Annotated in this window: 16 protein-coding genes; 7 read left to right on the top strand and 9 right to left on the bottom strand. The window is 36.3% G+C overall.

Annotation, left to right across the window (positions count from 1 at the left end; all coding sequences use genetic code 11):
- The first annotated feature begins 4 nt into the window (after positions 1 to 4).
- The 5 genes from DDY94_RS03180 to DDY94_RS03160 all read left to right on the top strand — a co-directional run bounded on the left by DDY94_RS03180 (position 5) and on the right by DDY94_RS03160 (position 5,012).
- Positions 5 to 436 (top strand): hypothetical protein, encoded by a 432-nt coding sequence (locus DDY94_RS03180; RefSeq protein ID WP_111682599.1) that lies wholly within the window; start codon positions 5 to 7, stop codon positions 434 to 436.
- 32 nt (positions 437 to 468) lie between these two features.
- Positions 469 to 924 carry a hypothetical protein gene (locus DDY94_RS03175; protein ID WP_111682598.1) on the top strand — a complete coding sequence of 152 codons (456 nt, stop codon included), beginning with the start codon at positions 469 to 471 and terminating at the stop codon, positions 922 to 924.
- 12 nt (positions 925 to 936) lie between these two features.
- On the top strand, positions 937 to 2,739 hold the full coding sequence (locus tag DDY94_RS03170; RefSeq protein WP_232817809.1) for an adenylate/guanylate cyclase domain-containing protein: 1,803 nt from the start codon (positions 937 to 939) through the stop codon (positions 2,737 to 2,739).
- A gap of 4 nt (positions 2,740 to 2,743) precedes the next feature.
- Complete coding sequence (locus DDY94_RS03165) at positions 2,744 to 3,250, top strand: Pycsar system effector family protein (protein WP_111682596.1); 507 nt, start codon at positions 2,744 to 2,746, stop codon at positions 3,248 to 3,250.
- Between the two features lie 118 nt (positions 3,251 to 3,368).
- Complete coding sequence (locus DDY94_RS03160; RefSeq protein WP_111682595.1) at positions 3,369 to 5,012, top strand: S41 family peptidase; 1,644 nt, start codon at positions 3,369 to 3,371, stop codon at positions 5,010 to 5,012.
- A gap of 1 nt (position 5,013) precedes the next feature.
- Here DDY94_RS03160 and DDY94_RS03155 read toward each other — a convergent pair whose 3' ends face one another.
- On the bottom strand, positions 5,014 to 5,373 hold the full coding sequence (locus DDY94_RS03155; RefSeq protein ID WP_111682594.1) for a DUF2237 family protein: 360 nt from the start codon (positions 5,371 to 5,373) through the stop codon (positions 5,014 to 5,016).
- 61 nt (positions 5,374 to 5,434) lie between these two features.
- Between DDY94_RS03155 and DDY94_RS03150 the strand changes: the two genes are divergently transcribed.
- On the top strand, positions 5,435 to 5,881 hold the full coding sequence (locus DDY94_RS03150; protein WP_111682593.1) for a DUF2452 domain-containing protein: 447 nt from the start codon (positions 5,435 to 5,437) through the stop codon (positions 5,879 to 5,881).
- Positions 5,882 to 5,997: 116 nt separating this feature from the next.
- Positions 5,998 to 6,597, top strand: coding sequence for a DUF4251 domain-containing protein (locus DDY94_RS03145; RefSeq protein WP_157957229.1), 600 nt, complete (start codon positions 5,998 to 6,000; stop codon positions 6,595 to 6,597).
- On the opposite strand, the gene DDY94_RS03140 is transcribed toward DDY94_RS03145, so the two are convergent.
- From DDY94_RS03140 to DDY94_RS03105, 8 genes are all read right to left on the bottom strand, one after another.
- A complete protein-coding gene (locus DDY94_RS03140; protein WP_111682591.1) occupies positions 6,594 to 8,789 on the bottom strand; it encodes an amino acid permease in 2,196 nt (731 codons plus the stop codon). The two genes, DDY94_RS03145 and DDY94_RS03140, sit on opposite strands and share 4 nt — an antisense overlap.
- Positions 8,790 to 9,517: 728 nt before the next feature.
- Complete coding sequence (locus DDY94_RS03135) at positions 9,518 to 10,273, bottom strand: helix-turn-helix domain-containing protein (protein WP_111682590.1); 756 nt, start codon at positions 10,271 to 10,273, stop codon at positions 9,518 to 9,520.
- 58 nt (positions 10,274 to 10,331) lie between these two features.
- Positions 10,332 to 11,129, bottom strand: a complete 798-nt coding sequence (locus DDY94_RS03130; RefSeq protein WP_111682589.1) for a hypothetical protein — start codon at positions 11,127 to 11,129, stop codon at positions 10,332 to 10,334.
- Positions 11,126 to 11,548: an ABA4-like family protein gene (locus tag DDY94_RS03125; RefSeq protein ID WP_111682588.1), complete on the bottom strand. Its 423-nt coding sequence runs from the start codon at positions 11,546 to 11,548 to the stop codon at positions 11,126 to 11,128. Before DDY94_RS03125 ends, DDY94_RS03130 begins: the two co-directional genes overlap by 4 nt.
- Before the next feature lie 88 nt (positions 11,549 to 11,636).
- Entirely contained in the window at positions 11,637 to 11,699 is a 63-nt protein-coding gene (locus DDY94_RS16260) for a hypothetical protein (protein WP_232817824.1), read from the bottom strand.
- A 76-nt stretch (positions 11,700 to 11,775) separates the two neighbouring features.
- A complete protein-coding gene (locus DDY94_RS03115; RefSeq protein WP_157957228.1) occupies positions 11,776 to 12,270 on the bottom strand; it encodes a TlpA family protein disulfide reductase in 495 nt (164 codons plus the stop codon).
- A gap of 246 nt (positions 12,271 to 12,516) precedes the next feature.
- A complete protein-coding gene (locus DDY94_RS03110) occupies positions 12,517 to 13,968 on the bottom strand; it encodes an MltF family protein (protein WP_111682586.1) in 1,452 nt (483 codons plus the stop codon).
- 135 nt (positions 13,969 to 14,103) lie between these two features.
- Positions 14,104 to 14,688 carry a hypothetical protein gene (locus tag DDY94_RS03105; protein WP_111682585.1) on the bottom strand — a complete coding sequence of 195 codons (585 nt, stop codon included), beginning with the start codon at positions 14,686 to 14,688 and terminating at the stop codon, positions 14,104 to 14,106.
- Between the last annotated feature and the right edge of the window lie 291 nt (positions 14,689 to 14,979).

Genomic DNA, 14,979 nt, shown 5'->3' with positions numbered 1-14,979 from the left:
TATTATGGAAAATCAATCCGTTGATGTAAGAATCGAAATAAACGCTGAGAAAATGCACTCTGATCGTGCTAATTTTCTGAAATATGTGGAATTTAGTGATAATGTGCCAGGTGATGGCTACGATAATCCTATAGATAAAACTACATTCGATAGTATTGCTGATGAAAACACCTTGGTGAGCTGGGGTATCACAGATAATAGTGCCAGAGGTCATCTCGCTCTTATTACAGACATTACCTTCGAGAATGTTCCTGAAGGTTTTTTTGAAAAACCACCTTATGATGTAGGTGACGGATCGTGGGTAGCTCTTTTAGGAAGTAATCGTACAGACCATAATTTGATGGCTAAGTATACAATTACCTTCGATAGTGGCTATCGAGGTGATGCTCTTTTTACTATCGATCCAAAACTTCAAATAAGAAAACCTTCGTCTTAATAATTAAAAACAAATCTTAAAAACTCATTATAATGGAAGAAAAAAATCCAGATGTCACCATCACAGTAATTGTAGATGCACAAGGCATCACTAATGATTCTACGACATTAGACCCAAGTAAAGACACCGTAAAAAACTATGTTAATCTCGTTGATAATCTTGGTGATAAAGAAGATAAAAAAGGAGACTCAACAACTTTTGATACTAAAGTAACCGGACAAGCATCAATTGTTTGGCATGCGCAATCTACGGATGGTGTCGATAGCATTCACATGACAAAAATTGCACCAGATAACGCTGGTGACTATTTTTCAGACGGACCAAAACAAAAGGAAGATGGTAGTGAAGATTGGGAAGCTACTACAGTAAGTAACGAAAATGGTACAGGAACATTAGAATTTCAGTATTACATAAAGTTTACTATTAATGGTGGTAAGCAAGTTTATACGCTAGATCCGAAACTTCAAATCCGTAAACCAAGTAGTTAGAAGTTTATCGTGGTGAAATACCTAGTTTTCATTCTTTATTTTGTCAGCTTTTCACTCTTTTGCCAAGAGAATGACTATGAAGATATTCCTTACAGTCAAAAGCAAGTTGATAGTTTAAAGACTTTATTAAGTGACAATACCAGCGCAGATGATTTCCATATCCTGGCTGGTATTGCCATGAATGAAACTAACCCTGACGAAAAAATTCATTATTCTGATTTACTAATTAATGAAGCGAAAAAACTCAATTACATCAACTTCATTAAAATCGGATACTTACAAAAGGGTAATGCTCTTCAACTTCAAGGAGAATACCATGAAGCGTTAAGTGCCTATTTCGAATGTCTTGAATGGGCAAAAAAGCAAAATAAAAATAACAACATTAAAAACATTTTAGTTTCAATTGCCGATACCTATTCCATGATCGGTAATTCTGCTTCTGCTGAAAAATATTACGATCAGGCGATTGCAGAATTGAGAGAATCACTAAAAGTAGCTGAAGATTCGCTAAATCTGGCTACGGCACTCCTTAACGCTGGCGACGAATATTATAAAACAGAACAATATGATAAAGCCTTACATAATTTCGCAGAATCTGGGGAGATTTTCGAACTGTTAGATTTTCAGATCGGTAAGGCTTACAACATTGGCAATACAGGAATGGTATATGCCAAACAAGGTAAGGATGAATTGGCAATAAAAAACATGAATGAAGCCATCACTATCCTTGAAGAAAATGAAGATTATTATGCAATTTCTGAGTTCTTGAATTACATGTCGGATCTTTACCAAGAACAAAATGATTTTGATACTGCCTTGGCGTATACAAATAGAAGTATTGAATTATCTGAAAAGTATAATCTGAAAGATCAGATCAGTAATGCCTATTTACAGTTATTTGAATTAATGCGAAATTCTGGGGATTACGAAAAAGCCCTCGATAGTTACATCACCCATGATATCTATCAAGACAGCATTCTCAATCTTGAAAATGTTCAGAAAATGGCTAACCTCGAGGTAGGTAAAAGTAATGCTGAGTTAGAGGCTGAGACTCAAAAACGAAAAACCCAACGTATTATTCTTTGGTCGATTGCGGGTGTTCTGTTGCTTATTGGAATTCTTGCTTACAGTCTATTCAAACAGAATAAATTTGTTAAGAAAACCAACAAGGTCATCGCTCTCGAGAAAGAACGCTCTGATAATTTACTTTTGAATATTTTACCTGAAGAGACCGCCCAAGAATTAAAGGAAAAGGGTAGAGTAGAAGCTAAAAAATATAACACGGTATCTGTGTTTTTTTCAGACTTTAAAGGCTTTACCAAATACGCTGAAAATCTTTCACCTGAAGTTTTAGTTCGAACGGTTGATCATTATTTTTCAGAGTTCGATAGGATTATTGAAAGACATGGTCTAGAAAAGATCAAAACAATTGGCGATGCGTATATGGCAGCCGGTGGACTCAATGATGTTGATGGCAACCATGCTAAAACCATGGTACTGGCTGCACAGGAAATGATTGATTTTGTAGCAAAAGCTAAAGAAGACACCATTACGGATGCCACCTTCGATATCCGAATTGGAATTAACACGGGGCCTGTGGTTGCGGGTGTTGTCGGTTCTAAAAAATTCGCTTATGATATTTGGGGAGATACAGTAAATGTTGCTGCGCGGATGGAAAGTAACTCTCAACCAGGACGCATAAATATTTCAGAAGACACTTATAATTTGATAAAAGACGACTTTGATTGCGAATTTAGAGGTAAATTGGCAGTAAAGAATAGAGGTGAACTCAATATGTACTTTGTAAATAATTAAACCTATGGCTCAAGATCCTAACAATTATTGGGAACAATTAGAACGCTTAGAAAAATTGATTAAAAACTCCGAGCTTAAGGCTGGTGTCGTGTTTTCTTTTCACAGTCTTATTTTAGGTCTTTTTGTTGATCGGCTAAATGATTTTAGATCAATTATACTAGAAAATAAAGTCCTACTTGTAATTACGGTTTTATGGATTATTTCTGTGATTATTTCCATCATCTTCTGCTTTATTTGCTTTAAACCAGTAATGGAACTCAAGTACAAGACCAACGTTTTTTTCTTTAAAGATGCCGTCAATAAATTCGATACCGTTGAAGATTACGTCAAAGAACTCACTAAAGTCTGTGGTTCTGAAGATGAAATGTATGAAGCCTTAGCTGAGCAAATTCACGTTGAGAGCAAAATCATTAACGGGAAATTTATAAACGTTAATAAATCCATCGTCTTTTTCACACTGAGTATTGCCTTCGCATTCTTATTCGCTTTTTACTATTTCATTTTTGTGTAGGGTTTTATTTGTTATAATTTAACAGTTCAGATACAGAAAATAACAATCGGGTCATTAATTTGTCGATAGTTTCTGAAACTTTCAGACCTTTAGTGTATATCATAAGAAATCAATCAAAATGAAAAAAGCATTCATCATCATCAGCCTATTTTTAGGATTTTCTGGAATCAGTCAATCAACCATGGATACTGCCAAGTGGCAAGAAGATATCCGCTATTTGCAAACTACGGTTCATAAAGATTATCCCTTTTTATTTAAAAAAGTAAGCGCTGAAAAATTTGATGAAGTTGTAGAAGCATTATACAATGAGGCACCCAATTTAGAAGATCATGAAATCCGTGTTGGGTTGTCGCGATTAGTGGCACTGTTCGAATATGGTCATACTCAATTTCCATATAGCTATTTAACGAAGTCGGGCATCTTTCCTATTAATCTGTTTTTATTCAACGATGGATTGTACATAGAAGGTGTGCATAAAGACCACCAGAAAGCCCTCGGCGCTAAAGTGATTAAGATTGGAGAAACGCCTATTGAAAAGGCTTTAGAGCTTGTTCGGCCAGTGGTTCCGGTAGAAAATGACAGCTATTTTAAGGCTTATGGTATGCGATTTTTATTATCTCCTGAAGTACTTCATGCTCAGAGAATTATTCCTGAAATGACGACGACAGTAAGCTGGACTTTAGAAAAAGATGGTGAAACATTCACTTACGATTTCCCAACTATTCCAAGAGAAGAAAAGCCACGATCCTTCAATTTTACGGTGCCGACCGAAAACTGGTTAACAGCAAGAGATATTTCAACCACACCTTATTATCTAAAGTATTTAGCTGAAAAGTTCTATTATTTTGAATACTTAGAAAATGATAAAACGGTTTACGTTAGACAAAGCTCAGTTTTTGATCACGAGTCAGAAAGTTTGAAAGAATTTTACAAACGTCTTTTCGACTTTATTGACACTAACGACGTTGAAAAGCTTGTTTATGATGTCCGTTTGAATGGTGGTGGAAATAATTACAACAACCTCAATTTGATCAAAGGACTTTTAGCACGACCTGAGATCAATTCAAAAGGAAAATTCTTCTTTATTATCGGTAGAGATACCTTTTCTGCTTGCCAGAATTTGACTAATGAAATCACAACTTATACAGAAGCAATCCTGGTTGGAGAACCTACAGCTGAAAACGTTAATTTTTATGGAGATAACAGGCCAGTTCGTTTACCAAATAGTGGTTTAAATGCTTATCTATCTTTTGCTTGGTGGCAAGATAAACCTCAGTGGGAAAACAGAGACGCTACATTGCCGCATATTGCTGTTGATATGAGCTATGAAGAGTATATAACTAATGCCGATCCTGTGTTGGAAGCTGCCATGAATTTTAAGGACGATGGCTTTATTTTAGACCCCATGCAACATCTAACGCAGTTATTTATGACGGGCGATCTAGAAACTCTGAAGAGCGATGCGTTTAAGATTGCAAAAGATCCAAAATACAGATATTACGATTTCAAAGAAGAATTCAGCAATGCCGGAAACCGCGTGAAGGACCAAGGCAATCTACAAGGGGCTCTATTTATTTTCAAATTAATGTCTGAATTGTATCCAGATTCAACAGGAACGTGGTTTAGCTTAGCGAATGTTCAGAAAGATCTCGAACAGTTTGAAAACGCCATAGCTTCATATCAAAAAATCATCGACCTCGAACCAAAAGGCATGATGGCAAGATCAGCTAAACAAAAAATTGAAGCCTTAAAGAAGTTATAATTCAAAGGGCATAAGACTCTAATAGCTCTAAACTGGTAAATTCCAGAGCCTTGATATGTGTCGCTTTTAAATCAATTTTAGGCGCTACGCCAGCTTTTTCGGCTTCTAACCATCGCGATATGCACAAACACCATTTATCGCCAGGACGAAGCCCAGGAAATTGCCATTGTGGAATTGGAGTTGAAAGGTCATTACCACGTAATTTGGTATAGGCTAAGAAAGATTCAGTCACCTGAGCACAAACAACGTGCGTACCCGTATCTTGTGGCATAGTTCTACAAAACCCATCCCTGAAATAACCAGTCATTGGGTCTGTACAGCAGGCCATTAGAGGTTCACCATAAACATTAAGTGCATTCACTTTAGCGATTCTTTAAGACTATTAACACTGCAAAAATACGTATTTTTGCACCGCAATATTTATGGAAAAGAATAAAGAACAAAAGAAAAAACGACCAGATCTGGTAGTATATGATGAGGATAAGCAACGCTATGGTGCCGCGTTTAGACCGTATGCTACAAATGTTGGTGCACCTCAAATTAAGTTACCAAATAACGGCAGTTGGAAAAGCTCACAGATCTACAAGGCCAATAAGCACCTTAAAGCTAAATACGAAGCTATTAAAGCCGAGTATGAAGAATTACTACAAGTTTTGGAGTACAACGAATTGGTGACTAATGCCAAATTTACTTTTGAACCCATCATAGGAGAAACCTATCATTTATATAACAATGAAAAGGAAGAACCCTTCTTATCGATCATCGATCCTAACAGTTGCAATTTCGTGTATTTGGGAAGTTTCAGATTGACTTCAGATTATTTATGGGAAAGGGTAGAGCAAAAGGTTGACCAACAACTTCCTGAATAAAAAACGCTTAGGCATTCAATTAAGTCATCATTTAAACTTCTAACAGACTGTTAATGTTATAGCAATTATGGCTTTAAATCCTTATATTTGAGATAGTTATGAAAAACAAAATCGTCATGAGGAATTTAGTTATACTGCTTTTAATCAGCACATTAAGTTTCAATTTTAGCTGTAAGCCTGCAGAATCCTTAACGCCTGAGGAAGCTGCTGCACAATTAGCTGAGCTAGAAACCATCATAAAGGATAAGAGTTTTCGAGTTAACGTCAATACGGTTTATCCATTTAATACGGCCGCAACGATAAATGCGATTAATACCATAATGGTGCCTCGAACAGGAAACAACGCCAATAGAATTGATGTTACAGGCGACGGTCATTTTGTAGAACTACACGGCAGTAACCATACGAAGGGTGATCTTCCATTTTTTGGAGAGCAGCGCTTTAGTGGCAACCATTATAACAATATAGATCGAAGTATCTTTTTTGACGGAGCACCCGAAAAATATAGCATTAAGAAGCACGATAAAAAAACAGCATGGGAAATAAAATATTCTATTAGTGACACCAATGAAGACATTGAAGTTTACGACATTCAGTTATTGGTATTCCCAAATAGAAATGTTGAAATTAATATCACTTCAACCCTAAAGACCTCCATTCGTTTCACAGGAACACTTAAACAAATTGAACCGTCCGTTGTGCAATCAAGGCCTTAGGCTAAAATACTTTCATGCCCAGAATCGCGTACAAATAAGCAGCTACTATTCGTTTTTTGCGACATGTTCTTTATGAAATCATAAGGCAAGGTGTCTTGCATTCCAAAGATATTGAGGTCAGCAGGTGGTGCTTCGGTAACGTAATTATTGAATTTCCCAACGGAAACCTCAATCTGAATATCAGGTAATCGGGCTAATTCCTTCAATGATGCTAAAAACTTACGAGCCTTGGCTTCGTCATCAGGATTTTCAACTACAGTGATTAATCGGATATTGGCTTTCCAGTTCATTTTCAATTTATAAGCAACCAGAATAGACAGATCTAAATTTCCTATATCTAATCCGCCAAGCTCCCAGTTTCCTCTGCGATCGCTAACCCAAACATTGATCGTATTGCGCTGTCCCAAAAGGGTAGTGGTGTGCAGGTTGAAAAGCAATATTCCAATCTCTAATCGCATCGATTCCTTCATCACTGGCTTTAGCTCATTCTCATAATCATCGTGGTCTTGTAGATTCAAGAACATGATGTTAGGTCTGAAAAAAGCCCCATTCAATGCCTGACTCCCGTAATTGATTCCATTGGCAAATTGATCTGTATGAATAACGGTAGAAGAGGAGAAGACGCCTTTCTCTCTAAAGGATGCCGAGATCTCTTCGAGTTGGGTAGCGAGTGTACTATGCTCAGTAAAAGGTTCGATCCCTAAAAGTTTAATAGAGCCTTTGGGTTTGGTAATATTTCGAAGGAATTCGAAGGTACCACGGAGCCCATTAATATCTCTAACAGGAACCATAAGATTGGCCTTCCAGGCGCGCTGCTGCTTTTGTTTCATTCCCCAGGTATGCTTGGCGGCCCATTCAGCAAAAGAAACAAATAAGCCTGAACGTACGTCTTCAAAAGGCGTTTCGAGATTTTGTCGAGATAGGTACCAATAGACCATTAAAACGATGGCAATGGAAATTAAACTTACAGTCGGATTGATGATAAACATGGCGAAAACTGAAGATATCAGTCCAAACCAAGGCACCCATTTATGAATCTTGAAAACTGGGCGATAACTAATGAGTCCTAAGCGCTGCTCGATGATTACCACAATATTGATCATGGCATAGGTGATGAGGAAAAACAAAGTTACCAAAGGCGCTACAGCATTGAGGTTTCTTACCAGAAGTGTGAGGAAAATAAATAATCCGGTGACGATCATGGCGTTTCTTGGTTGCCCATTGTTGCTAGTGCCGGCAATTATTTTTGAATAGGGTAATACTTTGTGTTCGCCCATGGCATAAAGTATACGTGATGAACCTACGATGGAAGCCAAAGCGGAGGAGAAGGTGGCACCCAAAATACCAGCTAATATCGCCGGACCGAAATAGGCCTTTTCTACCATGACGTAGTAATTATTCAACAATTCTGCTTCTGAAGCACTGCGTGAGATCCAAAAGGCTAAAAGCATGTAAATGATAAAACTAACACCAATGGCCCAAAGTGTACCAGTGGGAATACTCTTTTTAGGATCTTTGAGTTCGCCCGACATATTTGCACCTGCCATAATGCCTGTAGCGGCGGGGAAGAATACCGCAAAAACGATCCAGAAACTACTACCACTAAACCCATTTTCTACAGAACCTTTAAAGGAACCCCAGCTTAAGGTATCGCTAATAGATTTTTGCATAGAGCCGTCGTAAGCGGCGATCACAATAGACATAAAGGAAATAATGATAATTCCCATAATGAGATATTGTGTTTTTATGGCGAGGTTAGCGCTGATATAGGCAATGGTGAAGAGTGACGCAAATACGATAAGATCAACTAAAAACGCATTGTGATCGGGGAAAATACCGAGCCAACCTTCACGAAAACCAAAGATATACATGGTTACGGCTAAAGCTTGTGAAATATATCTTGGAATCCCGAGACTACCGCCAACTTCAAGACCTAAGGCTTGTGACACAATGGCGTAGGCGCCACCAGCACCAATACGAATGTTTGTAGTAATTGCAGACATGGATAATGCCGTACAAAGCGTAATGACAAACGATATCAGTATAATGAGCCAAGCACCGAGTAAACCGGCATTTCCGACAACCCAACCCAAGCGCAAGTACATGATCACACCGAGGATGGTTAACAATGTGGGCGTAAAAACACCGCCAAAGGTGCCAAATTTTTTAATGGTTGAAGTGGTTTTAGACATTAATGGTTAATTAGCATGATTTCAATTTAGTAATATTCCTGAAAACAGCATATGACTATTTGACTAAACTATGAAAGAAAAATAATAATTAAAGTAGAAGTAGGCTCTACTTACAAAAAGTACTATTTTACATAATGTAAATTATAGGACAAATAATAAATAAGCGCAATAGCACCGCAGGTGGTATTCTACATAATTATAGATATAACAACACGTTGGTGTTTTATATCGGCCATAATTATGTTGAGTGGTGATTTATAGGACAAACAACAATTAAGCGTAATAGCACCGAAGGTGGTATTCTACATAATTATAGATATAACAACACGTCGGTGTTTTATATCGGCCATAATTATGTTGAGCGTTGATTTAAAAGACAATTAACAAGCGCAATAACACCTTATTCATAATTTATGATCCAGTTGATGAATATAATTTAATCTTGGAGCTTGATTTATGGCTGTAATGAATTTAAACAAATCTGAAAGCTTCCTCAAAATTTGCTTAAACAAGCATTTATAAAGAATAAAATTGTTTAAAGCGATTTTTCGCGACGTTTATATTGTCTTAAGTGCTCAAGAATGCTGCGTATTTCTCAGATGATTGGAATTTGAGTAAAAAAGTTTCCTTCTCTATTACGAATATTTTGAAATGTAGTTTGTGATATTATTTAAAATGGATTCTTATAATGATTTTTCTATTCTATATAATTATAGATACTATATCCACTAACCATGCTGCTGCACATACTTAGAAGGTCTAATACCATAGGCTTTTAAAAAGCTATCCGAGAAATGTGTGGCGCTTTTAAACCCAATACGGTTGGAGACTTCAGCAATACTCGCGCGCCTTTTGTGAAGTAAAAGCATGCCTTTGTGCAATCTAAAGTTTTTAATAAATTTTCTTGGCGTAACACCAGTTAATCGTGTTAATCGCCAAAATAACTGCCCATAGGTTAAGTCTAAGGCCTTTGTAAAATGTTGGATACCCAGATCTACATTTTGCCAATGAGTTTCAAGATGATCCATAAAGGCATTTATAAAATGCTCTTCTTTGGGTTTTAGTGTTCTAATTAAACTTTTATCAATTTCGGCATGTGTGTTACTCTTCTGGTAAGCTTCTTTTACCGCACTGGTAATCACCAACTGGTCTTTGATAATTTCACAATAGCGTCGGCATTTTTTTAGTGCTTGCTCACTAGCATTTTGCGATTCAACCAAAGCGATATTAAGCTTCCGACTAAATGACTTATGCTTAGGCGTTACATACTTAAATTTATACTGAACATCTAAAGCACATTGCACAGCATTCGTTATATCCCCAAAGAATACCACATAATTGTTATTATCGGTGGTTTTTATATCGCCTTTATATTTTTGTACGGTTTTGGCAACGCTAGAGTGAAACTTTTGCGTGAAAATGGTATACTGAGATGCTTCTACTCTCGACATAAAATCGCTTATCTCAATAACCATTAAAACCATAGGAATCTATTTTACAACAAGTTAATGAATTTATGTTTCATTGTCAACTCAAACTTCTTCAGGAAATAAATGGTAATGCTCGGCTCGCTTGGTAATAGGTATAAAAGACAAATGCCGCGAAACTAAAACTGAAAATAAGAACCATAGCTATTTCATTTTTAGTGTTGGTTTTAAGTTTCCGGTGGATGACTAAGGCAAACAGTGGTAAAATCTGAAGACTATGTAAACCAAAGAAATGTGCCACTCTAAGGTCACCAGCTACCGTGCTCCAATTAAGAAGTGGTAAACCAACGCCACCATCTGTAACACCGACGTTGTGCGCCATCTGCGCAATCATTTGCCCGCCCACCCAACTACTAAATATAGAAATGATCCAGGCTAAAAATATAGCCCATTGTATCGCTCTAGGTGTTTTTAGCTTTACACGCAATGTTTCGATGGCAAGCCATACCATGATAAGAACATTAATGGCTATGAGTATACCCATGGCGGAAAACAGACTTCCATTTAGTGCGCTCGACGTATTGAAATGCGATTGTACACCTCTAGCCGCTTGTATGGTTATAATCACCAATTCGAAAAGTAAGGTCCATGCCACTAGATTTCGGATAATATGTTTTTTAAGGTTTGAAAATGGATAAAGTGTAACTAAATACCCAACCGTTAGTGTATAGACCGCCGTTGAAATAAAGAATTTTAAAGGCTTAATCCAAACATTGATGCCCATGAGTTCTCTATCATCCCATAGCATCGCCGGAACACATAAAATAGCACCAGAAAATAGTATAAGTACAATAACAAATAGAATGGGGCTCTCCCCTTTTACGGTTTTCACTATGTGTTTGAGACCATTCATGCGGTGCGCAGCTTAAAGCTTCTGATGATCATAAATAGTATAAATCCAATTGGACCCAACATAAAAGTGCCGATAAGGCAAGGCGCCATAAGTATTGGATGAATGTTTAGAGATTTATTCTGATCGAGCATCCACATTCCTACAAGTAAATCGAATGCTAAATAATGGACCCAGCCTGCTAAAACAGCATTTTCAAAGGTGAATAAATGCATAACAGATTCTAGACTTCCGAAATCCATCGGCGGTCCGCTTAGCATGGAGTTGCCGATATAAAAGGCATAAAAAAGTGATAACACCAGGGGAATGATCTTATAATCGATTAGAAAGCGGGTTCCCTTCCATTTGGGTAAAAAGATCATTAAAACCCACATAGGCAAAGCGATAACATTGACAATTGAAAATACTTCGGAGACGGACATAATTTCTGTACATTAAAAGATTACTAGTTTAAAGTACGAAATTTTCAAATAGCACTACTACTCTACTTCATATGGAGGAAACCAATTATCATCGCCATCTCACTAAAGAAAAGCCCAAGCCTACCGTAGTCTGTTTATGGTTGAAATCGATAAGATTCTCGCCATAGCCATGAAAACCTGCAAGTGCAAATAGAGATGATACAATTCAAGCACTAAAAAATAACAATCTAATCGCTTTTTGTCATGGTATTTAGATCTTCAGGTGTCTCTGGCATATGAATATATGACCCATTATTAATAGTTTTTAACTCTTCAAAATCTATTGAACCGTTAAAAGTCTTGATTAATTGATTATTGTTATAAATGACTGCAAAAGGCAATCCGGATATATCATAATGATCTATAATCTCTCTATTTATTTCTCTACCAATAGCTAATGGATTAAGCTGTTCTAATTGATATGTTCTTGAAAATCCTTCTACTTGGTCTAATGTCGTCCAATCTCCTGAAAGCCAAATAGTCTTAACATTTTTTAAGCTATCTTTCAGTGATACAAAATATTGAGCTTCTTCTTGACAATGTTCGCAATCGGGACTGAAATATTTTATTAGAACAATACCTTCTTTTGGAATATCCTTAGTTCTAAAATCAGTACTATCATTTATGGTATAAATTGTAAAATCAGGTATTTTAAGTGAATCAATAAATACTCGGTTTGTCACTTTGAATTTATCTCTTGTCTTTGTAGAATCGTCACATTTATAAAATAGAATAGAAAATAGTAAGACAGAGAAGATGATACAATTTCTCTTTTTCATAGCTTTTTTTGAACATGGTTAGTGTAATGCGTCGAATGCAATCACTATGTTAATGAATGTAACGACGCTTACTAAGATAGTTCAAAATATTATCTAATGCAACCATGTTGCATTAAATATTAGTATTCTGTAGTCTGACTCTATTATCTATCAAAGACTGATAAACTGATTGTAATGATTATAGCGTTCAAAAATTTGTTCTACATAAGCCACCGGCTCTGAACCTCTCACATAGCCGTATTTTATAAAGGGTTTGTTGTAGTTTTTAGGGTTACTGAGGGCTTTAATCATTTGGTCTACATGGCCAGTCCAGATATGCGGATCTAAGCCATTGGCTTCAGCAAGACGTTGTGCATCAAGAACATGTCCAATGCCACAATTATATGAAGCTAGTGCAAATTTTATTCGATTTTCTTCATCTAAAATGTCATCAAAATATCTGTACATCTGTCGTAAATAGGCCGTGCCGCCGCGTAAACTTTCAATCGGGTCTGAGATATCTTTTATTCCCAATGATTCAGCGGTTGCAGGCATTACTTGCATAAGACCTTTTGCTCCAGCCCATGATTGTGCTTCAGGATCAAATCTCGATTCTTGATAAACCTGCGATGCCAATAAGCGCCAATCTAAACCTATTTTTTTGGCTTGAGTTTTAATATGTTCATCATATTTACTGATCTGATTATTTTTCAAACTATAATAATCGCTTTTAATCCTTCTGTTGAATGAACGCTTATTTTTAAAGTATTTATTGTAAACGATTCTATAATTGGTGGTTTTCTTTTTTTCGGTGATCCAATTATTGACGACTTCCCTGAAATTGACAGATTTAGTTCTGGTTACCCAAGCAATACGCTGCGAAAATGAGATTGGAACATCGATATTTAGAATTGGCTGATTAGAGGCATTGATCTTTGCTAGGTTCTCGTCGGCTACTGTATATTTGATTTTGCCCTCGGCTACCATATCAATTATTTCGGGCGTGGTTAACTTGCTGTCTAATGTATCTACAATGATCTTTCCGCCGATTTCATTAGATAAACTTAAAATGCGTTCGTGGTAAGCTGAGTTTTTACGAATCGAAACGGTGTCGTTAATTAATTCTATAGGATCATGGATGAGATGTTTTTGCAAAGTGCTCCAAGACATATTCCTGTAATTATCTGGCTTCCGCTGCACTAAAACTTGCTTAGTAAGATATAGATGTTCGGTAAAACTGACTTCCCACTTACGTTGATTGGTAATGGTCATACCATGAGCAATTAAATCAACATCTCCCCTATTCAAAACCTCAAACTCAGAATCAAGGTCATTAGATACCACAAGATCAAGTTCAAGATCGAGATGTTCAGCCAGCTGATTTAAGAGCTCATATTCAAATCCCATAGCCTGACCTTTATATAGAAAATAACTTGTGCTGCTGTAAACGACTAGCGCCCTTAATACACCATCTTTTTTGATATCCTCAAGATCTCTATCTACTGAATTGGCTACAATCGGATTGTAGTTTGGGTCATCCGACATGGACGATTTATCCTTCCGACAGGCTAATAATGTAAGGCAAATGAGTACTAATAGGTATGGTTTCAGAATAGTCTTCATGCATCATAAATATAGAAATAATTCAGAAATGCTTTTGAATTCAATAACAATAGAAGGACTAAGAAGTTACAATAAACAAAAAAGCCCTGAATGAAAATCCAGAGCCCTTGCGGTTAATTAATAGCATATGTTGACTTACTTTGTCGGTTCAGTATCTGAGGATAATACTATATCTTTTCTGGCAACTAAAATACCATCTTCTTTCTTTGTTGTTAAGATTCTTCCAACATCTCCTTTTTTTGCTAATTGCTTTCGGCAACGCTTGGTTAATAGAGGATCATTATCAAATAATAAAGATTCTAATTGTTGTTCTTCTTTAGTAGATTCCTTTATAATAGGAAAGATCTGTTGCATTTGATTATAACGTCTATCACCTCCAGGAATAAATGTATAGAAGGTATATTTTCCGTCTGAATCTGTCTTTACCCAGCTTCTGTGAAATACATAACGTTCATCGCCAGTCTTTCTTAGATCAAAGTCACCATTTTCATTTGGTTGCTCGATATAGATAATCACATCCTTAGCAGGTGTTACACCATCACTTTGGTAAACAACGCCAGTTAATTTTAATTTATTTGTTTTTGATCTAAAATCAGGAATAGTATCTGTATGAGTTAATTGATCTTCTGCTCTGTCATATATAGGACTGTTCTGTGCGTATATAGGATTAATAGCACTGTAGAAACAAATCAAACAAAACGCAACAATTACATTTTTCATGGGTAGATAAGATTTGGGTTGCGTCAAAAGTCTAGTAAAAAACGTGTCAATCCATAAAAATCACATTAACGATGGGATTTTTGCGATAAAATGATGATTAATGCAAAAAATGACGATGAACTACATTCCTATAATATTTTATGTCATTTCTGAATAAAAACGCGCTGAAATTTAACTTTTGACACAAAATTATGACCACTAAAATTTGCCGAAATATGATTTTTTTATGCTTAAAAATTGCAATTTTGACTCAAAATGAACAAAAAGTCTTTCATCGGTAAAATGTGTATT

Origin of the sequence: Winogradskyella tangerina (assembly GCF_003260205.1) — a bacterium.
GTDB classification, from domain to species: Bacteria; Bacteroidota; Bacteroidia; order Flavobacteriales; family Flavobacteriaceae; genus Winogradskyella; species Winogradskyella tangerina.
This window is presented reverse-complemented; position numbering and strand designations above follow the sequence as displayed.

What these genes read in the sequence shown, in the direction of transcription:
- DDY94_RS03180 (WP_111682599.1), top strand. Translation starts at nt 5, where the DNA reads ATGGAAAATCAATCCGTTGATGTAAGAATCGAAATAAACGCTGAGAAA.
- DDY94_RS03175 (WP_111682598.1), top strand. Translation starts at nt 469, where the DNA reads ATGGAAGAAAAAAATCCAGATGTCACCATCACAGTAATTGTAGATGCA.
- DDY94_RS03165 (WP_111682596.1), top strand. Translation starts at nt 2,744, where the DNA reads ATGGCTCAAGATCCTAACAATTATTGGGAACAATTAGAACGCTTAGAA.
- DDY94_RS03160 (WP_111682595.1), top strand. Translation starts at nt 3,369, where the DNA reads ATGAAAAAAGCATTCATCATCATCAGCCTATTTTTAGGATTTTCTGGA.
- DDY94_RS03150 (WP_111682593.1), top strand. Translation starts at nt 5,435, where the DNA reads ATGGAAAAGAATAAAGAACAAAAGAAAAAACGACCAGATCTGGTAGTA.
- DDY94_RS03145 (WP_157957229.1), top strand. Translation starts at nt 5,998, where the DNA reads ATGAGGAATTTAGTTATACTGCTTTTAATCAGCACATTAAGTTTCAAT.
- DDY94_RS03140 (WP_111682591.1), bottom strand. Translation starts at nt 8,789, where the DNA reads ATGTCTAAAACCACTTCAACCATTAAAAAATTTGGCACCTTTGGCGGT.
- DDY94_RS03135 (WP_111682590.1), bottom strand. Translation starts at nt 10,273, where the DNA reads ATGGTTTTAATGGTTATTGAGATAAGCGATTTTATGTCGAGAGTAGAA.
- DDY94_RS03130 (WP_111682589.1), bottom strand. Translation starts at nt 11,129, where the DNA reads ATGAATGGTCTCAAACACATAGTGAAAACCGTAAAAGGGGAGAGCCCC.
- DDY94_RS03125 (WP_111682588.1), bottom strand. Translation starts at nt 11,548, where the DNA reads ATGTCCGTCTCCGAAGTATTTTCAATTGTCAATGTTATCGCTTTGCCT.
- DDY94_RS03110 (WP_111682586.1), bottom strand. Translation starts at nt 13,968, where the DNA reads ATGAAGACTATTCTGAAACCATACCTATTAGTACTCATTTGCCTTACA.
- DDY94_RS03105 (WP_111682585.1), bottom strand. Translation starts at nt 14,688, where the DNA reads ATGAAAAATGTAATTGTTGCGTTTTGTTTGATTTGTTTCTACAGTGCT.